Source organism: Salmonella sp. 32031103-2018-00083-FB-01-SM-01, assembly GCF_017571995.1.
GTDB lineage: Bacteria > Pseudomonadota > Gammaproteobacteria > Enterobacterales > Enterobacteriaceae > Salmonella > Salmonella enterica.
This window is the reverse complement of the sequence record NZ_JAGEQL010000002.1, coordinates 403,002-424,175: the sequence shown is the minus strand read 5'-3', so window position 1 is coordinate 424,175 and position 21,174 is coordinate 403,002. Positions and strand designations below refer to the sequence as shown.

General features: G+C 54.3%; 24 protein-coding genes and 1 pseudogene. 13 read left to right on the top strand and 12 right to left on the bottom strand.

Annotated features, from left to right (window positions below):
* Nucleotides 1-152: 152 nt before the first annotated feature.
* Both J4614_RS08365 and J4614_RS08360 read left to right on the top strand, forming a co-directional pair.
* Nucleotides 153-878 (top strand): hypothetical protein, encoded by a 726-nt coding sequence (locus J4614_RS08365; RefSeq protein ID WP_208293134.1) that lies wholly within the window; start codon nt 153-155, stop codon nt 876-878.
* A complete protein-coding gene (locus J4614_RS08360) occupies nt 865-1,572 on the top strand; it encodes an RES family NAD+ phosphorylase (RefSeq protein ID WP_087650941.1) in 708 nt (235 codons plus the stop codon). The genes J4614_RS08365 and J4614_RS08360 overlap by 14 nt, the downstream gene beginning before the upstream one ends.
* Nucleotides 1,573-1,605: 33 nt before the next feature.
* On the opposite strand, the gene J4614_RS08355 is transcribed toward J4614_RS08360, so the two are convergent.
* The 3 genes from J4614_RS08355 to J4614_RS08345 all read right to left on the bottom strand — a co-directional run bounded on the left by J4614_RS08355 (nt 1,606) and on the right by J4614_RS08345 (nt 3,301).
* A complete protein-coding gene (locus tag J4614_RS08355; protein ID WP_138019740.1) occupies nt 1,606-1,977 on the bottom strand; it encodes a hypothetical protein in 372 nt (123 codons plus the stop codon).
* Nucleotides 1,978-2,041: 64 nt separating this feature from the next.
* Nucleotides 2,042-2,947 carry a zincin-like metallopeptidase domain-containing protein gene (locus J4614_RS08350; protein WP_208293133.1) on the bottom strand — a complete coding sequence of 302 codons (906 nt, stop codon included), beginning with the start codon at nt 2,945-2,947 and terminating at the stop codon, nt 2,042-2,044.
* Nucleotides 2,948-3,010: 63 nt separating this feature from the next.
* Nucleotides 3,011-3,301, bottom strand: coding sequence for a hypothetical protein (locus J4614_RS08345; protein ID WP_025713656.1), 291 nt, complete (start codon nt 3,299-3,301; stop codon nt 3,011-3,013).
* A gap of 324 nt (nt 3,302-3,625) precedes the next feature.
* On the opposite strand from J4614_RS08345, the gene J4614_RS08340 reads away from it, so the two are divergent.
* Nucleotides 3,626-4,288, top strand: coding sequence for a hypothetical protein (locus tag J4614_RS08340; RefSeq protein ID WP_058668493.1), 663 nt, complete (start codon nt 3,626-3,628; stop codon nt 4,286-4,288).
* An 88-nt stretch (nt 4,289-4,376) separates the two neighbouring features.
* Here the strand turns inward: J4614_RS08340 and J4614_RS08335 are convergent, their stop codons facing one another.
* Genes J4614_RS08335 through J4614_RS08325 form a run of 3 tightly spaced genes read right to left on the bottom strand, consistent with a single transcriptional unit; the run spans nt 4,377 to nt 8,178 of the window.
* Nucleotides 4,377-5,879, bottom strand: a complete 1,503-nt coding sequence (locus tag J4614_RS08335) for a conjugal transfer protein TraG N-terminal domain-containing protein (protein WP_094888280.1) — start codon at nt 5,877-5,879, stop codon at nt 4,377-4,379.
* Complete coding sequence (locus J4614_RS08330; protein WP_138019738.1) at nt 5,876-7,234, bottom strand: integrating conjugative element protein; 1,359 nt, start codon at nt 7,232-7,234, stop codon at nt 5,876-5,878. Before J4614_RS08330 ends, J4614_RS08335 begins: the two co-directional genes overlap by 4 nt.
* An 11-nt stretch (nt 7,235-7,245) precedes the next feature.
* Entirely contained in the window at nt 7,246-8,178 is a 933-nt protein-coding gene (locus tag J4614_RS08325) for a TIGR03756 family integrating conjugative element protein (protein ID WP_237118364.1), read from the bottom strand.
* A gap of 213 nt (nt 8,179-8,391) precedes the next feature.
* Between J4614_RS08325 and J4614_RS08320 the strand changes: the two genes are divergently transcribed.
* From J4614_RS08320 to J4614_RS08290, 8 genes and pseudogenes are all read left to right on the top strand, one after another.
* Nucleotides 8,392-8,982, top strand: coding sequence for a tyrosine-type DNA invertase (locus J4614_RS08320; protein ID WP_094888282.1), 591 nt, complete (start codon nt 8,392-8,394; stop codon nt 8,980-8,982).
* 368 nt (nt 8,983-9,350) lie between these two features.
* Nucleotides 9,351-9,863: a fimbrial protein gene (locus tag J4614_RS08315; RefSeq protein ID WP_009654430.1), complete on the top strand. Its 513-nt coding sequence runs from the start codon at nt 9,351-9,353 to the stop codon at nt 9,861-9,863.
* A 103-nt stretch (nt 9,864-9,966) separates the two neighbouring features.
* Nucleotides 9,967-10,652, top strand: a pseudogene (locus J4614_RS08310) (molecular chaperone).
* Between the two features lie 10 nt (nt 10,653-10,662).
* On the top strand, nt 10,663-13,170 hold the full coding sequence (locus J4614_RS08305; RefSeq protein ID WP_138019737.1) for a fimbria/pilus outer membrane usher protein: 2,508 nt from the start codon (nt 10,663-10,665) through the stop codon (nt 13,168-13,170).
* On the top strand, nt 13,167-14,120 hold the full coding sequence (locus J4614_RS08300; RefSeq protein WP_237118352.1) for a fimbrial protein: 954 nt from the start codon (nt 13,167-13,169) through the stop codon (nt 14,118-14,120). Before J4614_RS08305 ends, J4614_RS08300 begins: the two co-directional genes overlap by 4 nt.
* A gap of 17 nt (nt 14,121-14,137) precedes the next feature.
* A complete protein-coding gene (locus J4614_RS22055) occupies nt 14,138-14,593 on the top strand; it encodes a hypothetical protein (RefSeq protein ID WP_237118355.1) in 456 nt (151 codons plus the stop codon).
* Nucleotides 14,521-15,105, top strand: a complete 585-nt coding sequence (locus tag J4614_RS22050; RefSeq protein ID WP_238075546.1) for a fimbrial protein — start codon at nt 14,521-14,523, stop codon at nt 15,103-15,105. Before J4614_RS22055 ends, J4614_RS22050 begins: the two co-directional genes overlap by 73 nt.
* A 58-nt stretch (nt 15,106-15,163) precedes the next feature.
* Nucleotides 15,164-16,204 carry a ParB/Srx family N-terminal domain-containing protein gene (locus J4614_RS08290; RefSeq protein ID WP_138019736.1) on the top strand — a complete coding sequence of 347 codons (1,041 nt, stop codon included), beginning with the start codon at nt 15,164-15,166 and terminating at the stop codon, nt 16,202-16,204.
* An 80-nt stretch (nt 16,205-16,284) separates the two neighbouring features.
* Here the strand turns inward: J4614_RS08290 and J4614_RS08285 are convergent, their stop codons facing one another.
* The 5 genes from J4614_RS08285 to J4614_RS08265 all read right to left on the bottom strand — a co-directional run bounded on the left by J4614_RS08285 (nt 16,285) and on the right by J4614_RS08265 (nt 19,569).
* On the bottom strand, nt 16,285-17,301 hold the full coding sequence (locus tag J4614_RS08285; protein WP_094888285.1) for a Gfo/Idh/MocA family oxidoreductase: 1,017 nt from the start codon (nt 17,299-17,301) through the stop codon (nt 16,285-16,287).
* Nucleotides 17,302-17,311: 10 nt separating this feature from the next.
* Complete coding sequence (locus J4614_RS08280) at nt 17,312-18,292, bottom strand: PTS glucitol/sorbitol transporter subunit IIB (RefSeq protein WP_094888286.1); 981 nt, start codon at nt 18,290-18,292, stop codon at nt 17,312-17,314.
* Nucleotides 18,289-18,663, bottom strand: coding sequence for a PTS glucitol/sorbitol transporter subunit IIA (locus J4614_RS08275; protein ID WP_032649173.1), 375 nt, complete (start codon nt 18,661-18,663; stop codon nt 18,289-18,291). Before J4614_RS08275 ends, J4614_RS08280 begins: the two co-directional genes overlap by 4 nt.
* On the bottom strand, nt 18,660-19,181 hold the full coding sequence (locus J4614_RS08270) for a PTS glucitol/sorbitol transporter subunit IIC (protein ID WP_138019735.1): 522 nt from the start codon (nt 19,179-19,181) through the stop codon (nt 18,660-18,662). Before J4614_RS08270 ends, J4614_RS08275 begins: the two co-directional genes overlap by 4 nt.
* A gap of 112 nt (nt 19,182-19,293) precedes the next feature.
* Nucleotides 19,294-19,569, bottom strand: a complete 276-nt coding sequence (locus tag J4614_RS08265) for a helix-turn-helix transcriptional regulator (RefSeq protein WP_138019734.1) — start codon at nt 19,567-19,569, stop codon at nt 19,294-19,296.
* A gap of 76 nt (nt 19,570-19,645) precedes the next feature.
* Here J4614_RS08265 and J4614_RS22255 point away from each other — a divergent pair, with 76 nt between their 5' ends.
* Together J4614_RS22255 and J4614_RS08255 are read left to right on the top strand one after the other, a co-directional pair.
* Nucleotides 19,646-19,990, top strand: a complete 345-nt coding sequence (locus J4614_RS22255; protein WP_138019733.1) for a helix-turn-helix transcriptional regulator — start codon at nt 19,646-19,648, stop codon at nt 19,988-19,990.
* Nucleotides 19,991-20,073: 83 nt separating this feature from the next.
* A complete protein-coding gene (locus J4614_RS08255; protein WP_138019732.1) occupies nt 20,074-20,397 on the top strand; it encodes a helix-turn-helix transcriptional regulator in 324 nt (107 codons plus the stop codon).
* A 272-nt stretch (nt 20,398-20,669) separates the two neighbouring features.
* Here the strand turns inward: J4614_RS08255 and J4614_RS08250 are convergent, their stop codons facing one another.
* Entirely contained in the window at nt 20,670-21,161 is a 492-nt protein-coding gene (locus tag J4614_RS08250; protein WP_138019731.1) for a GNAT family N-acetyltransferase, read from the bottom strand.
* Nucleotides 21,162-21,174: the final 13 nt, after the last annotated feature.

Below are 21,174 nucleotides of genomic sequence, written 5' to 3'. Positions count from 1 at the left end.
CCTTTGGGCCTTTTCCATACAGTAAGTTTTTATCACTCGCGTTGAATATTTAGCATACGCATATTGATACGTGGATGGACAAATTTTGAACTGATAGTTATATTGGTTAGTAAGGTTATCCTGGTTAGATCAAGAGATGCGAGGTATGCGTTATGGCACACGGAACAGCAGTAAGAATGAAGAAAGACGCCGGACGTGTAGTGGTCGATGGTGGAGACGTACGCCTCTCTTTTGCGCGGGATAAACATCAGGGCGTACGCAAACAGGACCAGACTTACACGGTGGAACTGATCGTTAAAGAGGTGGACAGCAGCATTGATGCGCTGCAACACCAGCTTGAAACATTGCTGCGTGCGACAGAAGCGCTGAAGAATAAACGCAGGACTGTGAAATCTGGCAATGTTGAAACTCTGCTGTCATTGTTTAAAACGGCTCTGGAAACAGAACCACAGGAAAAAGGTTTACATGGCCTTGTCGACGAGGAAAGGCTGGCGCAAGCAAGAGCAAGGCTGGTTGACGAAGGCTGGCTGACCGCGCGTGAAATCGCGCAACTGGCGGGGTTTTCTGCGCTGAATCCTTCTTCACAACCCAGCAAGTGGAAGCGTGCAGGCCGTATTTATTCGGTATATAAAAAAGGCGTGGGCGAGGTATTTCCCCGCTATGCGCTGGATGAAAATCTGCGGCCTTTGCCTGTGATTAAAGTGATTCTGGATATTCTGGCCGAAGTGAAAACCCCATGGGGCATAGCCGAGTGGTTCGCCACTTCAAATGATTTGTTAGCCGGGAAGATGCCGCAGGAGATGTTGCTGCGTTATCCGTCTAATGTTATTCAGGCAGCGGAAGCGGAAGCCGGGCGGATGCGGGATGGCGCAGAATAAATCCGCCAGGAACGAGTTTGGTACGCCGCAGGTTCTTGTGGCGTGTATCGCGTCGCCTCCGGACAATATAGTGGTGAACAGGGTCATTCTGCCGCCGGATAGTCGAATGCACCGCTGTCATTCCCTTCAGTGGTCTGGCGATAGTTTTAATCCTGGAAGAGATCTGCAATCTTGGGAATATGGCGCACGCTTCAGTTCCTTTAAGGATGATGCAGGGCAATATGTTCCCTGGCTGTATGCAGCAGGTTCACTGCAGGGCGCGCTGGCGGAGACCGTGTTTCACGATCTTATCGGCGAAGCACGGACAGGCTTTCTCAGCCTCAGGCCTTTCAGAAACTGGGGCTACACGGAACTTGCCAGTACCAGAAAACTGCAACTAGCTAGTCTGAAGTCGCAGGATCTATATCGCATGGGCACCAGTAAGGCTGACTTGATCGAGAGCGGAAGGCTGCTGTATACGCAGACTCGCCTGTGGGCACGGGCAATATATCTTCAGCATTCTGATATCGATGGACTGGTCTGGAAATCGCGGCAGCATGATGACAGTGATGCGTTTGTGCTGTTCGGTGACAGGGTCAAACCGGGAGATCTGCGTATCGCCAGTTCAACGGTTCGCTTTACGGATGATGTTTCTACAGGATACGAAATACAGCAGATGGCACAGCGGCTTGGCGTCATTCTCTCTGATGAATAAAGTGGCCGATCGAAACCGGCCACTCCATTCCACTTACCACCAGGCATAAAACATCAGCCTGTCTCGTTCAAAATCAAATGTCTCAAGCGTCCCCTTCACCCAGATGGTGACGGCGCGGACATCTTTCCAGTAGTGTTCTCCATAATCGGTATATCCATAGAAAAAGCCGTCAATCGTGGGATAAACCGCGCCGCAGTTATCCGGCGTTAGGCTCTGCAGGTCACTCAGAAGTGCCTGCAAATGTGCTTTGGTGACTTCTAACAGCACCTGGTTGCGCACCAGTCCAACGTGTTTATCCACCCATTTGAGTAACGGGTTTACCTTGCGGAAATAACCCACTCTGGCGTACTGGCTTTCATCGGGCGCGTTTTTTGCTCGTTCGAAAAAGAAGAGATCGAGTCCCATATATCACTCCAGAAAAAAGGGGAGCAACTCCCCGACGGGGAAGGCTCCCCGTGCGGGTGGGCTGTCAGGCGCTAAGCTGACAGGGTTGTGGTACAGCGTTGAGTAGCCATTCACTGGCGTGGCGCGCCATACCGCTGGCGCGGCTCACTGCCCGCTTGTCTTGGCGCAGAATATCCAGCCAGTAGCCGATATAGCTGGCGTGCTGGAGCCTGCCCTGAATACCGCAATGGGCGCACAGGAAGGCGCTACCCATCTCCGCCACTAATTCTTCAGCGGCGTAGAGCGCTTCGGTGCGTTCCGCTCCGGCAATACCGGGGCGGTTGAGGCGTGAAGTGTGTCCGGTAGCGTGCGTCAGTTCATGCAGCAGCGTGGCGTAGTACGCCTCGCTGCTTTCAAATTGTTGCGGGTGCGGCATCATCACCAGGTCGGTCGCGGGTTTGTAATACGCTTTCGACTGACGGCGATGGCGCAGCGTCACGCCGCTATTCTTCGCAATGGTTTCGGCCATCTCCACAGGCTCTGCGGGTCGGGTAAACGGCTCGAACAGCGACTGCGGCAGGCCGTCGCACTGCGACAGGTTAAACAGCCGAAATTCCCGAATGATCCCGAAATGCCGCACCTTCGGCTCGCCGTCTTTATCCAGCAACGGCTGACCGAGAGCGTCGGTCTCTTCCTGCGTGCGCGGCAGATACAACACCGCCAGAGAGGATTTCTCTCCCCGGCGCACTTGCCCACCGAGCGCGCTGACCTGGTGGAACGTCAGCCAGCGGTCGCTGGCGAAACTCTGTTTGTCGGCACTGTTCCACAGCAGCGGTACATTGATGCCGTGATACGGACGACCGGATAACGCATTGATCGGGAACGGCGGCTCGCCATCGCGCCACGGGCGGATCCACGGCACATTGCCGTTTTCCAGCTCAGCAATAATCTGGTCGGTGACTTTCTGGTAGATATCGTTGCTTCTGTCCATTGTGCGATCCTCATGGAAGAATCCGGAGCTGCCTCCATCCGGAAGCGACTCGGCGGGGAGAGGTTATGCCTGTTCAGCCATCGAGACCTGCACATAGTGGCCGTGATAGTTGAGCGACAGAGGTAATGCGACAGGGACTTTCATATCGCCCTGCGGCGGCTGGCAGTAGATCGTAAAGGTGACTTTCTTGCGGGATGCCCCAGCGGTGCGCAGGGTCAGCAGTACGGCGAGCAACAGATTGCCCAACCGTTCTTCCACCTGTTGCGGGTCGGCGGGAAATTCCACAGCGGATTGCCAGACATCAGGGGCGATAACCACCGGCATTAACGACGGTTTTTTATCGAAAAGCGACATGGTGTTTCTCCTGTAAATGAGCAGGGAACACCCTTCGCAGGGCATTTCCCTGCGGGATGAATGGTACGGGTATCCTGCGCATTTGCGCCGTTCGTGCCTTCCGGATACATGGCGAACTTACTGCATGGCTGGCGGTAGTGTTTTCTGCGCGGATGATAAAAGGGAGGGGAAAATCTTTACTTGGGCTGAAGAGTTTACGGTGCACCAAGTAGATGTAACTTTCTGAATTAATGGCTAAAAATCTATTGATATTGAATATTGCAAATGTTTACTGAATTTTATTTTTGATGAGACTAATATTGTGCTCGATTATAGGGGAGCATCATGAGTGAAAGTGTAAGTTACTTTGACAAAGTCATATCTTTAATAAATGCGGTGGTACCAGTCCTAGCTATTTATTTTGCTCAGAGGCTTTGGCATGCCAAAAATATTGAGCGAGCGCATCAGGCGGCAAATGATTTTCTTGACGAAATGACATCATTACCAATGAGAGTAATGTTACTAGAAACAGAGATGGTCAGAGGGTTAGTTAGAGCTGAATCAGTTATTAGTTATAAAAATAAAAATGAATTTGTGTGTGAGTTGCTGCGTCTTATGGATAATTCGAATAAGATCAAACTTTCGTTTTTTAATTCCTATGAAAGAGTTGTTCGAAGGGGGATTAACATCAAACCTTCCCAAAAACATATGAAACTCGAAAAATCTGTTATTGAGTTTACTGAACATGTTTCAAAAATTCTCCAGAATGCAGCAGAGGCTATTAGTAGATCGACAACAACAGAAGAATATAGAGAGCCATTCAGAACGTTAGCTGGTGCTAGAATTGTTATAACCAAAAATAAAAATACACTCAATGAAGCCTGTGCTGCTACAAAGGATATTTCGTTTGATGACTATTTTTCCTTTCCTTCAGCATATGGTTGGTTCAGGCATAAATGGGATAGTTTGATTCGACCTTTTTTATTTAAACCGTTTAAAAATATGTAAGGATAGATTGAAGCCATTTTCTAATACTTTTTGCCAGTTATTGTTATTAGATGATTATTCAGATTTAAAACCTTCTCAAGAATATTATCTACGGTAAACGCGTTTTACTGACGATCATTTTCCCGACCTGTTCGCCAGCGCTGCGGATATCACCGACAGCGCTGCCCATCACCCCAGCGACTGCTGTGCCGATCCTGACGCCTGCCCACGTCAGCGCGCCCAGCCAGAATGCGGGTAACACCAGGAACATCACGCCCATAATAATATTCACAATCAGATCGTCGGAGGTGTTTTGCAGGCCCCAGAGGTTGAAGTACGAGTGGGTGTCGCTGTCGTACATCATCTGCATCAGCCAGTTATCCAGCCAGCGTGCCAGTTCCCACCAGAAGGTGAGGAAGAACAGGGCGAACTGCACAAAGCTTAGCGTGATGACCGCTTTAAGATCCCATGCCGAGAACAGCAGGATCACCGGAATACAAATCACCAGCGCCATTTCGAGAAACGCCTGCACCATCGGCAGCGCCTGACGGACGTTATCAAATGCCGGAAAAAGAGCGTAGCTCGAAAGCCCCGCGCCGATGATCCCGCCGACGCGGCTGAGCAACTGCGTCTGGCTGAGATTATCTCCCGCACTCCCGCCAAACCCGTTGTACACCAGCCCACCCTGCGATACCTGCATATTGCGCGGGCTCACCAGCGAGCGCAGTACCGCTTCTTCATACTCCTCTTTAGACTGCCCAAGTTTTTGTAGTTGCTGCCAGAGCGTGGTATCGACCTGCTTCAGCAAGCGGTTTTTCAGCCCCGAATCGCCATCGGACCACCACTCCTTACACGCTGGATAGCCACCGCCACCCATATCGCTCAGGCCATCATCACGGCTGGCGTCATAAGGCCAGGCGGCGCGGGGCGAACGGGAATGATCGTGGTCGTAATAGCCCGGCGTGGAGAGATAAAAAGACGATCCCACCCAGTCCACCTCCCGGCTTTGCTCCTCACTGATATCACTGCCCAACCGCTTGAGGCGTGCGCGCGACGGCCCATAGCAGCCGTTAACGAAATCTTGTAGTTCCTGCGCCAGTGCTGGATCGGCGATCCGGGTGTGTTGCACCTCAAAGCGCAGCTGGCGCAGGTCCGGTTTGCAGGGCAGCACCGCGACGGCGGCGCTGGTGATACCTTTGCCCAACGCATGAGTGAAGTACCACCACACCGGAACGGACGCGCTCTGGCCGCTAAGTTCGTTGATCAGTGGCGCATAGCCGGAATCGCCGGGTTGCATCACCGACCAGCCGCATTGCTTCGTACGCTGGCTGTCGTAGGCGAGGGTATTGATATCGACATTGAGGAACGGCACGCCCGCGAAGAGGATCACCAGCAGGGCGCTGTAGAGCGAGTGTTCCACCCAGACGACCAACAGGCGGGCGACATTGCCTTCGTCCGCCCCCTGACCACGCGCTTTCAGCCACAGGGCAACCAGTTTTGCCAGCAGAGGCAGGGCGAATAGCCCGGTGGCGGTCAGCGTCTGCCACACGCCGTTGTTCACCAGCCAGCCGAGCAGGGTAAGTACGTACTCGAAATAGCTGTTGGCGGTCATCGCGGACTGTCCGGCTGCGGATTATTGAGGTTGTGCAGGCGGCGATCGCTATCGTCCTGCACCTCCACCGCCTGTCCCTGAAGCTGATCGCGCTGCTGTTTGCGTTGTAGGATCTGGCTGGCGGTATTGCGCGTCAGCGCCTGGCGGAAATCGAGTTCCAGCTTCAGCTGGCTCAGCTCTTCATCCAGTTGGGCGGTGGTTTTGCCTAAGCTGTCCTGCGCTTCTTTGACGTTGGCGATATTCGGTTCGCGCATGCCCGCGAGCAGCGTGCGCCGGGCCAGCAGCGCCTGCTCGGTAATGCGGGCCAGCGCCAGCTCTCCCGCCAGCCGTTCGGTGAGGACGGCAACGTCCGGGTCGTCGCGCAGCGCCTCGACCACGCCGCGGGTCAGTTGCATGGATCCGCCAGAGGTTTTCGCCAGATTGTCGAAGCCGGGTTTCTGACTGGCGTTAACCAGATCCGTCAGAAGGGGCAGGATCTTTGCCTTTTCTTCGTCGATCAGCGGATGCAGGCCGATCCCCGCCTGCGCGCCGGAACGTGCATCCGGATCGTCGGTGGTCTGCGCCACGCTAATGATCTGCTCGCCGACAACGCGGGTCGTCCATTCGGCGGCCTCTTCGGGGGATGTCCAGGTGCTACAAAGTTCCCCGTCGCATTCGGAGGAGGTAAGAGACGTGGTGCTGGTAGCGGGCTGCTGGTTGAGGATATTCCAGCCTGCGGCGGTGGCGTCATGGACTACCTTAATCGGCGGCTGGCCTTTGCCGCCTCGCTTTTCGCCACCCACCCAGCGTTTACCCTTTTCGGCGGCCTCTTTTGCCGCTTTCTGGTCGGTGCGAATGGTGTCATTATCGCTGGCGGCGAGGGACTGGTAATTCTCCGCTTTGGCTCCGGAAAACCAGGCGGAATCTGTCGCTAAATCGGTCATCTTCTCCGCCATTTTCTGGCAGTTCAGCAGCGATTTATCAAAATCCAGCCGTCCCTGCAGCACGCCGTTGGTCAGCAGATCATAAAGCTGCGGATTGGCGCGCTGGATAATCATCGCGGGCAGGCTGGCAACCGCGCCAGTGGCGCTCTGGATAACGTTACCCATCAGTTGCTGGAAGCCATCGGTGATGCCGTTTAGCTGGTTGCGCACCGTGGTGTCGATGTCGAAATTGCCGCACATCATATCGGCGTTCCAGCCAATGCCCACGCTGAGCGGCGAGGGGCTGCGGCGTACCGGAGGCGGCATGACTGCCTCGCCGCCTATCTGATAGTAAAGCAGGTCGTCAACCGCGCCTCGCGTGCGGAAGCTGTAGTCGTCTGCCGCCACGCAAACCCAGGCGAAAAACATTAAGACCAGGTAAAGAACTCTCATCACCGCCTCCGTTAACCCGTACTGCCGAGGAAGGTTTGCCCCCGGCGCGGACAGCATTTGTAAGGCCGCCACAGCGTCCAGGCGTACGCGCCATCCTCCGCCAGCTTGTCGGCGTAGGTGTCGGTGGCGCTGCCATCCGGGAACACCGAACAGGCGGCGGATTTTTTCGGCGTGAGCATTTGCCAGCGATGGTTATCGCTGTCACCTTCGATAATCGGTGTGGGCGGCCAGTATCCGGCGCGGGATGAGGCGGTCAGTGGCGTGTAGATATGCGGTTGCCCGGTACGCGTCACCAGATCGGCCGCGCGCTGGGCGATAACGGCGGCGGCTTTATAGTCGTGCGTCTGGCTGATGGCTCCGGCGCGCGGGTAGATATTGCCCCACATATCGCCGTTCTGACCGACTTCCCGCATGCCCGGCGTCAGCGCCTCCGGGTATGTCATTTCCGGCACACCGCTGCGCCATGCCAGCGTATCGAGTTGACTCAGAAAGTACGGTTCAAAAGGCTGCGATGAAGGCGAGCAGATATAGCCAAACTGGGTGAAAAATTTTGCCAGTTCATCGCCTGCCGGGAAGCCGATAGCATCGGCATTCTTAAAGCGAATCTTGCTGTGCTGGCTGGCAGAACGAGGATTAGTATCGCCGCCGCCTTCTGCAACACCGGGCAACGGTGGTCTGAGTAACGACATCTCCGCCCACGGATTCTGCCCGGTGTTGCTGTAAGCCGACACCACCAGATCCGGGCGGAAATGACTGACCTTCACCGACGTGCGCACCGTACAGCCGAACGGCGTGCAATAGAGCCAGTAGCACAGGCCGACAACCCTGTAGTTCACGCAGTCCGGCGACAGGGCGGAAGCGGCAATTTCCGGCGTGGTAATGGCTCTGAGCGGGAAAGCGGCGCATAGCATCAGGGGCAGCAGAAGAGGAAAGCGGTCTGGCATAACGCCTCCGGCAACAGAGTTTTCTTCTGCCGGGTGTAGCGCAATGCTCATACGATCGCTGCTGAAAACTGGAACCAGCCCGTGAAAATTGTTAAGTCTGTCATCAACCTTTGCCGGGCTTTCTGGTGTTATTCTGTGGTTCAGGCCGGGCTACGAAAGTGGTTCCGGCCTGTTTTTTTCTTCATTTTTTATTGTGTTTAAGGAGCAAGGCTTATGCCAGTAAAACGAAAACATCTGACTCGCCATGAAGTGGGACAGATACTGCTTGCAGCGGACAAAGGGATCCATTTTGAGCGTGATTACTGCCTGATTCAGATGTGTTTTTTACACGGTCTGCGGGTCAGTGAACTGTGTGGGATGCGCCTGTCGGATATCGATTTGGTCGGGCGTTCGGTCTATGTCCGACGGCTTAAAAACAGTCTCTCAACGCAGCATCCGCTGTTTGATGCTGAACTGCCCGCGTTGATGCGCTGGCTGAAGGTGCGCCGCCGCTGGCGGGAGGCAGACAGCGACTGGCTTTTTCTGTCGCAGAAAGGAGGCCCGTTGTCGCGCCACCAGGTCAGGTTATTGCTCAGACGTTATGGCGAACTGGGCGGCGTCAGCATTTCCGCATATCCCCATATGCTGAGGCACGGATGCGGCTACGCGCTGGCGGACCTGGGACGTGATACGCGTTTGATACAGGATTATCTGGGGCACCGGAACATCCGGCATACGGTTATTTATACGGCGACAAATACGCAGAGATTTATGAATGTCTGGGGAAATGTGAGAGAAAACCACACAATTAGTGCCAGAATGTAAAGTAGTATCAGAAAAATTTAGCAAAGTGTCAAAATTTTTCTGAGACCCCTTTTGATAACGGACTATCTCTCTGTTTTAAAATAACTATTCCGAAAAAGTGCAGCTTAACACGCCTTTGGTACCCTGCTGGCAACGTGCGTGAGTCGTCCACGTTGCCAGTTTTCATTTGCTCACCGCCTTACTGTTTTATGCCATTCTGCAAGCTCAGTTCCTCTCCCGATGGCATTTTATTTCTCATTCTCTTCTTTCACATCATTTTCTCCTGAACTCACCACTCTGGCACTAACGGGAAAGTCTAACGCAGATTTTTTCACCGCCAGAGTGATGCGGGGCCGAGTCCCGAATGTTCTTTCATCAAGGAGAAACACATGAAAAAAACGATGTTAAGCGCGTGTTTTATGCTGGCGGCGGCTAATGCCATGGCCGCCGACGGTACCATCCATTTCACCGGTAGCATTACCGACCAGACCTGCAAGATCGACACTGGCTCCCAGAATCTACCGGTGAACCTCGGCAATGTTGCCCAGACCGCCCTTAACGGGGCGAAGGGGATGAGAGCGGCGCCAACGCAATTTACCATCAACGTGAGCGAGTGCCCGGAAACGGTCACTGGTGCAAATGTGAAATTTGACGGGACATCCGATAACAACGACCAGAGCCTGCTGGCGCTGGACAGTGGCACGGGCATCGCCACCGGGGTCGGGATCCAGATCGCAGATAAAAACGGCACGGCCATCCCGCTGCACTCCGCTTCATCCGACTACACCCTCGCAGAAGGCGCAAACGCGCTCGACTTTGTCGCCCGCTATGTCTCCACAGGCCCGGCGGTCACCACCGGTACAGCAAACGGTACCTCTGAGTTCACCATCATTTACAAATAACGCTGTGCCGTCGCGGGGCGCATTCTCCTCCTCCTACCCATGCGCCGCCGCATAACAGGGAGCGTTTCGCAGGGATGCGTATTTTTCGTCCGGAGATAACAAGATGAACAGGTATGCAGACATTTTGCTGGCGCTATTGCTGGCCGTATTTACCGTGCAGGCACAGGCCGGAATTGTCATTGGCGGGACACGGATCATTTATAACGGCGACAAAAAAGAGACCTCCGCTTCTATACGCAACCCCGATAGATCCGGCGTCTGGCTGGTGCAGAGCTGGGTAGACAGCGGGATGAAGGGAAGTAAAACGCCATTTATCGTGACGCCGCCGTTATTTCGCATTAATCCAGGCGAAGAGAACATCCTGCGCATTGTGCGCACCGGAGGGAGCCTAGCCTGCCTGAAGACCGGGAATCGGTGTTCTGGCTGAACGTGAAGTCCATTCCCGCCACCGACGACAGCGTGCCCCATAACAATGTTTTGCAGGTGGTGGTGAAATCCCGCCTGAAACTCTTTTACCGCCCGGCGGGGCTGGAAGGACAGCCGGAGACGGCTTACCACCACCTATCCGTTGCCCGCAGCGGCAACCGACTCACCGTCAGCAATCCGACGCCTTACTACATCACGCTTTTCACTCTGAAGGTGGACGGGCAGGAGATTAAAGAGGCCGATATGGTGCCGCCGAAGGGCAGCGTCAGCTTCACGCTGCCATCGGCCACGGCGTCCACGGTGACCTGGCAGTCGATCAGTGATTACGGCGGTGTCAGTCAGACCGAAAGCCGCAAACTCTGAAGGAGGGAATATGAATAACCCCAATTCCCGACTGATGATCTTCCTGCTGGCGCTGTTGCTGATTATGGTGCTCCTGTTGGGTTACCTGCGTCATGCTGAAGCCCGCGAGACTTTCAATACCCACGCGCTGGAGCTGGACAGTCCGAGCCAGGCGGTCGTTGACTTATCTGCCTTTTCCGAATCCGATGGCCAGTTACCGGGCACTTACCGGGTGACGGTGTATGTGAACGGCGAGCAGCAGGGCGAGGCGCAGGATATTGCCTTTGTTGCCGGGGCAGATAAAAAACTCACCGCACAGTTAACCCCGGCGATGCTGAAAGCCTGGGGCGTGAATACCGCCGCGTTTCCTGCGCTTACTGCACTGCCAGCGGACAAACCGCTGGAGGATATTGGCCGCTATATCCCGATGGCTTCCGGCGAACTGCGTTTCAGTAAACTGCAACTAAACCTCAGTATCCCGCAGGCGGCGATGAGCGCCACCGCGCGCGGCTGGGTGGATCCGTCCGAATGGGACGAGGGCGTACCTGCCGCGCTGCTGAACTATAACCTCAGCGGCAGCAATACCTGGCGCGACGGGGAAAATGGCTCCGATGATAACTACTACGCTAACCTGCAGAGCGGGCTGAACCTCGGCGCGTGGCGGCTGCGCAACTATTCCACCTGGAATTACGACGAGGATAACGGCAGCCACTGGGATTCGGTGAACACGTATCTTCAGCGGGACATCCAGCGCCTGCAGGGGCAACTTACGCTCGGCGACAGCTATACCCCGTCGGACATCTTCGACAGCGTGCAGTTTCGCGGCGCGCAACTGGCGTCGGATGACAATATGCTGCCGGACAGCCTGCGCGGATTTGCCCCGATCATCCGCGGTATTGCGCAGTCGAACGCCCAGGTCACCATTAAGCAGAACGGCTACACCATCTACCAGAGCTACGTCGCGCCGGGGGCCTTCGCCATCAGCGATCTCTATCCGACATCCGGCAGCGGCGATCTGGAGGTGACGATTAAAGAAGCCGACGGCAGCGAGCGAACCTTCGTCCAGCCGTTCTCGGCGGTACCGATTATGCAGCGTGAAGGCCGCCTGAAGTATGCCCTCACAGCCGGGAAATACCGTAGTGGCAACAGCGACAGCGATGAGCCGGAGTTTAGCCAGATAACGGCGATTTACGGCCTGCCGCATGCCATCACGATTTATGGCGGCACATTGTACTCGGAGGACTATCAGTCCGGGGCGGCAGGGCTGGGGTTTGGTCTCGGCGAGCTGGGTTCGGTCTCCGCGGATATCACCGCCGCCCACACCACGCTGAATAACGATGAAACTCACGACGGCCAGTCGTACCGGGTGCAGTACTCAAAAGATTTTCAAGCCACCGATACCAGCTTCACCCTGGCGGCGTACCGCTATTCCACGGAAGGGTTCTATACCTTCCAGGAAGCAAACGACTTACGCTCGGACAGCGATGATGGCTGGTGGCTGACATACAACAAGCGGCAGAAACTCCAGCTCGATCTCACCCAGAGTATCGGCAGCTACGGTTCGTTCTTTGTTTCCGGCTACCAGCAGGATTACTGGCATGAGGACGGTTACGAGCGCACCCTCAGCACCGGCTGGAATGGCAACATTAACGGTATCAGCTACAGCGTTTCCTACAGTTACAGTGATTACCCGGACAGCACCCAGCCTGCCGACCAGCAGCTGGCGTTCAGCATCCAGGTACCTCTCAGCCGCTTTATGCCGAACGCATGGGCCAGCTACAGCGTCAACACCGCGAAGCGCGGCGACACCCGCCAGCAGGTGGGCCTCAATGGGACGGCGCTTGCCGATAACAACCTCAGCTACAGCCTCCAGCAGAGCTACACCAACCACGGTGTGGGCGGCTCCGGCAATATCAACGCCGACTACAAAGGCGGGCAGGGGGAAATCACCGGCGGCTACAACTATGACGACGATATGCAGCAGGTGAACTATGGCCTGAAAGGGGGGATTGTCGTCCATCCACATGGCGTCACCCTTTCCCAGCCGCTTGGTGACTCACTTGCCATCGTGAAAGCGCCCGGGGCGGATGACGCGAAGGTGCAGAATAATACCGGGGTCTATACCGACTGGCGCGGCTATGCGGTAGTGCCGTACGTCAACGCCTACCGGAAAAACCGCATCGCACTGGACACAAGTACGCTTGGCGATGGAGTCGATCTCGACACCGCCGTGCAGACGGTGACGCCAACGCAGGGCGCAGTGGTAATGGCGGATTTCAACACCCGCGTCGGACGGCGCGTACTGATGACGCTGCTTTACCGTGGGCTGCCGGTGCCGTTCGGCGCTCAGGCGAAAATGAAGGAAGGCGGCAGCGGTATCGTTGGCGATGACGGCCAGGTGTATCTGACGGGCGTCCCGGATGAAGGTGATATCACGGTGAACTGGAACGGAAAGCAGCAGTGCGTGGTGCATTACCGGTTGCCGGAGAATGCCGCAAACGCGCCGGTAACGGAAACTGAGCAGGAGTGTCGGGAATGAAACTTATTCGCTACATTGTGGCCCTTACGAGTGTCATCATGTTTTCTCTGCCAGTGATGGTCTGGGCGTCATGCGCCTTTACGGGCGGTGCAACCTCAGAAATTAGCGGCTATGTCACATTTGGCAATGTGTCTGTTCAACGCGATGCGCCGATAGGTAGCGTGCTTGCTACGGCGACAACCGGGACTTATAACGGTGGGCAGGCGATTGCCGGATGTTCTGAACCCTGGACTTATCGCTGGGAACTGAGCAAATGGAGCTCGTTGAGTTCTCAGGGCAACAAAGTCTATAACACCAATATTGCAGGAGTGGGGCTCCGGCTAACAAACACTGCATCCGGAAAGTTGCTTCCTTATGACCAGAGTATGGGAACGGGCAGCGTCATTATTAATGCTGATGGTATTAAAGCTGAATTAATCAAAACGGGCGATATTACGGGCGGAACCCTGGATACAGGTATGCTGGCGCGAGCGTCTGTGGCGAACCAGTTTTATTTTGCCAATGTTACCCTGAATGGCACAAATACCATTACCTCTGAATCCTGCTCCGTTACCACTAACCCGGTTAATGTCCCTCTGGGCGACCATGATAAAAGTGAGTTCAGTGGTCCGGGTACCGGAACGGCCTGGCAGACATTCAATATCAATCTGAGTTGTGTTCAGGGCGCGCGAATTAATGTGCGTATTGACGCCACAGCAGATAGTGACGCAGGCGTACCCGGCGTCATTAAACTCGACAGCGATCCCGTTAATGCCAGCGGTGTCGGCGTTCAGGTCTGGTATCGCTATGAAGACAGCCCGGTACAGTTCGGCCAGGAGCGGTATTACTACACCTCGCCATCAGGTGGTAACGAATATGTTCAGCTTCAGGCGCGCTATTACCAGACAACGCAGAGCATCACGGCCGGGAAGGCGAACGCCACAGCGACATTCACGCTGAGCTACAAGTAAATCACCGGAGCAATGACATGAGAAAAGTTATATGTTTCTTGCTGTTGATGCTGGTGGTTTCTCCGATCGCCCGAGCCAGTTGTTCATTTTACAGCGGCGTGTCCGGAGAAGTGCCGGGTTATCTGAACTTCGGCAATGTGGTTGTCCAGCGTGATGCACCGATAGGCAGTGTACTCGCCACCGCAGTAACAGGTGCTTATAACAATGGCAATGCCATTGCAGGATGCACCAGGGAGGCCTGGACCGCTCGCTGGGAGTTGACGCAGTGGGGGACGCTCAGTGGCTATGGCAACGGCGTCTACAATACCAACCTCGTTGGTGTCGGTTTACGTCTGAGTGCAGCACAAACGGGCAAAGTACTGCCCTATGAAGGCAGTTACCCCTACAACGCCGGAGGCTCATGGGCATCTATTCCTGGCGATGGCATCAAAGGGAGCTTATCAAAACGGGAGATATCACCAGTGGCACGTTAACCGACGGTATGCTGGCGCGAGCCTCGGTAGTGAACCAGTTTTATTTTGCTAACGTCACGCTTAACGGCACCAACACTGTCACTGCAGCCTCCTGCTCGGTGACCTCGGTGACCTCGGTGGATGAGCCGGTCCAGCTTGGCGATCACAACAGGCAGGAGTTCAGCGGTGTGGGCTACACCACGGAGTGGAAGGCGTTTAATATCGTGCTGGACTGCAATAAAAGCGCGCATATTTATGTGCAAATTGATGCCACAAAAGATGCGTCGAATGCGCCAGGCGTGATGGCCATTGATTCCGAAAGCGGCGGTACCGCGGCGACGGGCGTTGGGGTTCAGCTTTACTTCGCGCCGGACAACAGCGCGGCGCAGTTCGGGCAGGTAAAGGATTATTATACTTCGCCTAATGGCGGGATGGAGACCGTTCAGCTTAAGGCGCGTTATTACCAGGCGGCTTCAGCGGTGACGGCAGGGCCCGCCAATGAGACGGCGACGTTTACGCTGACGTATAAATAGCTACCTGAACAATTTTACAGGTTTTAGACTAACCCTCTGTTTATCAGGGAAGATGATAATGACCCAATATTGGTGGAAAGATCTTTTTGATCGCGATAATAACTGGCAGGGTCTGGAGCTGACACTCAAGAGCAGCCAGAGGACCGATGTGGCAATGGAAATGCTAAGTGGTCGGTATGGGCGGATGGCGCTGCAGGTCTCCGGGAAGACATTATTCTGGGCATCAATGTTGAAAGATCATTCCGGTGTCTGGTTGGTGTTTAATGCCGATCATTCTGCTTGCCAGACATTATTACCGGCTGTCACATCTGAAGATATTGAGGGGATTAAAAGCAAAGGCGAACGGGCCTGGACAGGTGAATGGTGTCGCTATTTTTCCCGGCAATTAATGAATGCGCCAGTGCCTCTTCTGTCTCCTCGCCGATGGCTGATAAGGCCGATGGAGGCCAAATATTCATTACCCAAATTATCCGGACAGCGTGTTCCTGTAAATAGCTGGCGTTTTGATGCCCCAGAAAGCAGCGGGAATATCGGCTGTAGCTGGACGCTCTATGGCGAAGATTTTCCTGATTTGGTTAATCCTGACAAAGTCAGATTAGTGGATTGGTGGTGGGGAGGTAGCCTGCTACTTGGGCGTTATCCGATACAGCCTGATACCGGAAGGTTGAAATGGTGGCGTAAAAAATGCCGTGAGGGTGCGCTGCCTCCAGTACTTGTCTGGTATATAGCAGGGCTGGGATCATTTGTTATTCTTGATGGTCATTATCGTTTACAGGCAGCGATTGCAGAAGAAATTCCACCTTCATTTTTGGTTCTCAGCGAATTGCAGGAACGGGATTTTGCTACCGATCAAGACCATCGGGCCCGTATTGTCCGGGCTTTAGAACAGCAGCTCAAAAATCCTAAGTGCAAAATCGATGGTGTAAATCAGACGCTGATTAATCTTTATGACACACGCTATCTTTATGCCTCAACCCATAGCCGCGCGACGCTCGGCGAAGGAACGCGCTGGGCACACGAGTTAGAAAGCTATCTGCAACGGCATCAGTTGGAAGACTATCGGGACAGGATACTTAATGGCGTTAACGATGAATGCTGAATTAAGGGTAACAAATGGCGGCATTCTTTAGGGAATACAGAATAAACGGGCTTGCGGATACCAGCATCCCTGCTGGCTGACTATTTTAATGTCACTGGTTTTTGACTTTCGAGACTCTGGTGTACCGCCTCGCAAATACGGCTGACCGCCAGTCCGTCCACTGCGGTGACCGGGTAAGGCGCTTTATGTATGACCGTCCGCACAAAGTCATTGATGGGGTCGATCCCGAAACCGCTGGCGACACCGTTGCGGTAGTTGATGAAGTAGCTGTTGGGTGTGAGTGTCTTATCCGGGGTGGTGATTTCCAGCCCCCGATGCTGTGAAGAGCTTCGGATCCAGGTCGTCCCGCAGAGGATCTCAATGCGTCCGTCATTATCCTTTGGGAACCCCTCCGGCAATACCCACGAATTCTCGACCACCCATGAACTGCCGTCGGCCATTGTCAGCAGGCTCTGTACACTGTCATAAGTGTCTATCCCCCATATGTCCAGCAGTTGTTTTTGTCCTACCGCGTACACCGATGCAACCTCCTGACCGGATAGGTAGCGCACCAGGTCAAAGCAGTGGGAACCGAGAAACCACACCGGGGAGCTTGCGCCCGCCCAGTTCAGCCACTGCGTCGGGACCGTTATCACGTCGTCCATGCTGATATGGCCGCGCAAAATGCATCCGGTCTCCGGATTTTCCAGTTCGGCTTTAATGCGCATTACTGCCGGGTCCCAGCGTTTGTGGAAATCGACGCCGACCAGCAGGTCCCGCTGCTGCGCCATCTCCACGATAAGCTCGCACTCGCGTACTGAGGTGGCGAGCGGTTTCTCCGCCAGCACATGTTTGCCGTAGCGCAGGGCGGTGAGGATGGATTCGGTGTGGTACGGGTCAGGTGTCGCCACCGAGACGATATCAATAGCCTCCTGCTGTAGTAACCGATCCAGTCGTGTGTAGCCCTGGATCCCGTACGCCATGGCAAGATCATCACAGCGTTCCTCATATGTTTCGCAGATGGCGACCAGTACAGTGTCTGGGTTATGGCGGTACGCGTTCATATGGTGTTTGCCGTAGATACCTGCGCCGACCACGGCGGCTCTGATTTTGTTCATTAGTGAGTCCTCAGAATAAGCCCAGGGAAAACAGCCAGCCAATGATGACGGCCAGCGGCCCCGTTAACTGACGTGAGAGCAGAAAGGCAGGGACACCTTTCGCGATGGTCTCCGGCTTCGCCTCCTGCATCGAAAGGCCGACCGGCACGAAGTCGCAGCCGACCTGCACATTGATGGCAAACAGCGCGGGCAGGGCGAAGGCCGGAGATATCGCCCCTGCGCCAATCTGTGTGCCTATCATCACGCCAATCACCTGCGAGATGGCCGCGCCCGGTCCGAGCACCGGGGAGAGGAACGGAATGCCGCAGATAAGCGACAGCAGCACCAGCCCCCACAGTGAGTTCGCCAGCGGTGTCAGGGCGTGGGCAATCAGGCTGCCGAGTGCGGTTTCCTGCACCAGCGCAATCAGCAGCGAGACAAAGGCCATAAACGGGATAACGTTGCGTAGCGACACATCCACCGCCTCACGGCTGGCGGCGAACAGCAGGGCGATAACGTGGCCGACGGCGGTGCCGGTCTGCTCGACCATGTGCACCAGTTTTTCCGTACCATGTGCTGGTGGCAGCGTGGTGATAACCCGTGGCGCAGGCTCCTGAGTCGTTTCAGGCTTGTAGTCAGGGGCTTCGGCGGTATCCACCAGAACCAGCTGTTCCATCGTCACGCCGGAGACGTAGTTCTCTTTGGTGATAAAGTGCGCCAGCGGCCCGGCGCGCCAGGTGGGAAGCACGTTGATGGTCGGGATGCCCTTCTGCGGATACAGACCGCAGCGCAGGGACCCGGCGCAGTTAATCACCACGCACAGAATGTCGTTATCCGGAGGAATGTCTGAGAAGCCGTTGACGATTTCCGATTCGGTGAGTGCGCCGATTTCTATCGCGACGGGATGGATTTCCCGCCCGGTCAGTGACAGCACCTTTTTGCCGCTGCCAACGTACAGCCACAGCCCCTTGCCGTAGCCGCCGGGACCGGGTGGAATGAGTACCGTGTTCATGGCCGCCCCTCCTCTATCACCAGGTTACCGTGCAGGTCATGGAGTTTCGGCACCGGGCCGGAGAGATGGACCGCACCGACGTGGCAGGGATTCAGGTCGCCGTTGAACACCAGCGTCAGGTGGCCGAGTTCAAACAGCGCCTGCTGTGCTCCCTTGCCGACGGCAGTCACCAGATAATCATGGCCCGCCAGCATCAGGCGGTCGCCGGGGAGTATCATCAGGCTCTCTTCCCGGAACGACGGTTCCAGCGATAGCGAGTAATCCAGACAGTCCTTCGGTCCATTGCTGTCGAAGGTGATGAGCATTTTGTCGGTCAGGCCGTCGGCGACAAACAGCCCGATGGCAGTAATACGTGCGCAGTAAATCATCATGGCGCATTCCCCCGCTTGCTGAGCCGTAGGAACAGGTACTCGGTGATAATCCCGCGAATCAGGCCAATCAGCATGGCAGCGGCGATATAGCGCAGCGCCAGCGAGGTGACGGGCAGGCCGAGCGCCTTAACCCCGGCGGCGACGCCAAGCCAGACGAACAGCTCCGACGGCACCACATGGGGAAACAGGCTGGTGAGCGGATGGGCGGTAGTGCCGAGTGCATCCTCATAGCCGGGCTTGCTCTTCTCGGGTAGCAGTTTGCCTAAAGTGAGCGCGCCGGGGCTGCTCATAAAGAACCAGCCGAGCACCGGCAGCACGCCGTAGGTGAGGGTGCGCGAGCGGCCGAGCAGGGCGGCCACTTTCTCCATTCTGACGGTGCCGACCAGCTTCATCAGGAAGTTGATGGCCAGCAGCAGACAGACAAGCATCGGGATAAGCCCCGTCATCATGTCGAGGAAGATTTTGCCTGCGGCCTGGAACAGGTGGATAAAGCCTTCAGCCAGGGAGACCAGAAACATGGCGGCCTCCTGCGAGTGGTGCGATGGTGCATGGTTGTGGTTCGGTGTGCATAAACAACTCTCCTGTCAGGTGTCGTTGGTTAATGCGTCCTGCCACTCATAGCGCGGGTCGTTATGTCCCGGAGTTGTCGGTTGTTGTCATGGGGTGAAGCGGTTTACGGGGTTCACGTTTGTTACTGGAATTGAGGTAACGGCCGGGCCAGATTTCAGACGGATGCACGTCGAGCGCAATGGCAATCAGCCACTCTCCTTTCGGCCACGGGCGGTTCAGGGCATTCGCCAGCGTCGAAGAGGCCAGTCCCGCTTCCCGCGAGAGTTTCGCCAGACTGGTGCCGCGCTTGTGCAGGGCGGCGATGATGTCGGCGGGGTGCCAGTCTTTTTTAGTCATTCCATTTACCTCTCTAATCCAGATGCTACGTTTTTCGTAGTATCTAAGTCATTAAAAAACTACGAATCTCGTAGTTATGCAAAAAAGACTCAGACAACGGGATATTTTCGTCCGTCGATTAAAAGAAGCCCGACAGCGCTTAGACATTTCTCAGACTACTGTGGGGATTGCTGCGGCTGTAGATCCTTCTGTTGCAAGCACCCGTTTCAATCGTTACGAGAAAGGTGTTCATGAGCCTGATATGGAAACCGCTGCACGTATCGCTAATGTGCTGAATGTCCCCCTGCCATGGCTGTTCACTTCGGATGAGAATCTTGCTGAACTGATTCTCAACTTCGCTGCTCTCTCCCCTGATTCGCAGCTCCGGTTACTGGAAGCATCCCGTCAGATGGTGAATATCTCTCCTGAAGATGACGTTTAACAGACGGTCTCTTTTAACCTACCACTGTAATACTACGTTAATCGTAGTATCGGCAGCAAGCAAAAACTACGATTCTCGTAGTTATGAATACAAGTAACCATTACAACGATATTTTTTGCCGTCGCCTGAAGCAGGCTCGACTGGCGAGTGGGCTTTCACAAAAAAGTCTGGGGATCGCTGCAGGGATTGATGAGTTTGTCGCCAGTACGCGTATCAATCGGTATGAAAAGGGTGTGCATGAACCGGGAACTGAGATTGTGCAGAAAATGGCCGAAGTTTTACGGGTGCCGTTGGCTTACTTTTATGCTGAAAATGATGATTTGGCGGAGTTGATGCTAGTTTTCTGGGCATTATCCGAATCAGAACGTCTTGATATTATTAACTTTGCAAAGAAAAAGATTATTTGAGAGCAAATTTATAACATGATTTGACCTAAGTATTAGATACACGGATTTACTGTTACAGAATAGTAGATTGCCAGATAGGAAGATTTAAGGACTATTGGGAGTTAAAAATATGTTGTAGTTACCTATGGTTATGGGTAACTAAATGATTATTTAAGATTTGGTTAATGCTTATGAAGTAAATATTCCTCAGAAAGGAAGTGAAGCGAGCGATTAGTTATCGCCGCGCTTACTCGATTTAATAGATTTGACAATTTTAGCTATGAAATTTTGAACTACACATGAGGCACATATAGGACGAGGGAATAATTCCCTCTCACACTGTTGTATGAATGGCCAGCCTTTGAGAAGCCATGCTTAGCGAATAAGCGTTGCATACCGGTATTATTTTCTCGAACAGTTCCAAAGCATGCTTTACCTGATGCTTTATTAGATATGTACTGGTGTATGGAATCCATTAATACTCCACCGTATCCATTTTTTCTATTTTCTTCAATGACATAAATCCAGCCTATTTCGTACTCATACTTATCTTCATCAGAAAAACCTGCTTTATAAAAAACGCCTGATTTATAAGATTTTTTCGGTCGTTTAAGTGCAGCAATACCAACATATTTATCTTCTTTGATAAAGAAAAGTTGCTCAGCATTTAATATTCTGCCTTTCAGACCGTTAGGATCGACTTCGTCACCCATGAGTATGAGTTCCTCAAATGCTTTCAGTTCATCCGCACTACAATTTTCAGGGCTCTTAGCTAATATTTCCATGTAAACCACTCTT

Coding starts and splice junctions, on each gene's coding strand:
- J4614_RS08365 (WP_208293134.1), top strand. CDS start 153: ATGGCACACGGAACAGCAGTAAGAATGAAGAAAGACGCCGGACGTGTA.
- J4614_RS08360 (WP_087650941.1), top strand. CDS start 865: ATGGCGCAGAATAAATCCGCCAGGAACGAGTTTGGTACGCCGCAGGTT.
- J4614_RS08355 (WP_138019740.1), bottom strand. CDS start 1,977: ATGGGACTCGATCTCTTCTTTTTCGAACGAGCAAAAAACGCGCCCGAT.
- J4614_RS08350 (WP_208293133.1), bottom strand. CDS start 2,947: ATGGACAGAAGCAACGATATCTACCAGAAAGTCACCGACCAGATTATT.
- J4614_RS08345 (WP_025713656.1), bottom strand. CDS start 3,301: ATGTCGCTTTTCGATAAAAAACCGTCGTTAATGCCGGTGGTTATCGCC.
- J4614_RS08340 (WP_058668493.1), top strand. CDS start 3,626: ATGAGTGAAAGTGTAAGTTACTTTGACAAAGTCATATCTTTAATAAAT.
- J4614_RS08335 (WP_094888280.1), bottom strand. CDS start 5,879: ATGACCGCCAACAGCTATTTCGAGTACGTACTTACCCTGCTCGGCTGG.
- J4614_RS08330 (WP_138019738.1), bottom strand. CDS start 7,234: ATGAGAGTTCTTTACCTGGTCTTAATGTTTTTCGCCTGGGTTTGCGTG.
- J4614_RS08325 (WP_237118364.1), bottom strand. CDS start 8,178: ATGCCAGACCGCTTTCCTCTTCTGCTGCCCCTGATGCTATGCGCCGCT.
- J4614_RS08320 (WP_094888282.1), top strand. CDS start 8,392: ATGCCAGTAAAACGAAAACATCTGACTCGCCATGAAGTGGGACAGATA.
- J4614_RS08315 (WP_009654430.1), top strand. CDS start 9,351: ATGAAAAAAACGATGTTAAGCGCGTGTTTTATGCTGGCGGCGGCTAAT.
- J4614_RS08305 (WP_138019737.1), top strand. CDS start 10,663: ATGAATAACCCCAATTCCCGACTGATGATCTTCCTGCTGGCGCTGTTG.
- J4614_RS08300 (WP_237118352.1), top strand. CDS start 13,167: ATGAAACTTATTCGCTACATTGTGGCCCTTACGAGTGTCATCATGTTT.
- J4614_RS22055 (WP_237118355.1), top strand. CDS start 14,138: ATGAGAAAAGTTATATGTTTCTTGCTGTTGATGCTGGTGGTTTCTCCG.
- J4614_RS22050 (WP_238075546.1), top strand. CDS start 14,521: ATGGGCATCTATTCCTGGCGATGGCATCAAAGGGAGCTTATCAAAACG.
- J4614_RS08290 (WP_138019736.1), top strand. CDS start 15,164: ATGACCCAATATTGGTGGAAAGATCTTTTTGATCGCGATAATAACTGG.
- J4614_RS08285 (WP_094888285.1), bottom strand. CDS start 17,301: ATGAACAAAATCAGAGCCGCCGTGGTCGGCGCAGGTATCTACGGCAAA.
- J4614_RS08280 (WP_094888286.1), bottom strand. CDS start 18,292: ATGAACACGGTACTCATTCCACCCGGTCCCGGCGGCTACGGCAAGGGG.
- J4614_RS08275 (WP_032649173.1), bottom strand. CDS start 18,663: ATGATGATTTACTGCGCACGTATTACTGCCATCGGGCTGTTTGTCGCC.
- J4614_RS08270 (WP_138019735.1), bottom strand. CDS start 19,181: ATGTTTCTGGTCTCCCTGGCTGAAGGCTTTATCCACCTGTTCCAGGCC.
- J4614_RS08265 (WP_138019734.1), bottom strand. CDS start 19,569: ATGACTAAAAAAGACTGGCACCCCGCCGACATCATCGCCGCCCTGCAC.
- J4614_RS22255 (WP_138019733.1), top strand. CDS start 19,646: ATGCAAAAAAGACTCAGACAACGGGATATTTTCGTCCGTCGATTAAAA.
- J4614_RS08255 (WP_138019732.1), top strand. CDS start 20,074: ATGAATACAAGTAACCATTACAACGATATTTTTTGCCGTCGCCTGAAG.
- J4614_RS08250 (WP_138019731.1), bottom strand. CDS start 21,161: ATGGAAATATTAGCTAAGAGCCCTGAAAATTGTAGTGCGGATGAACTG.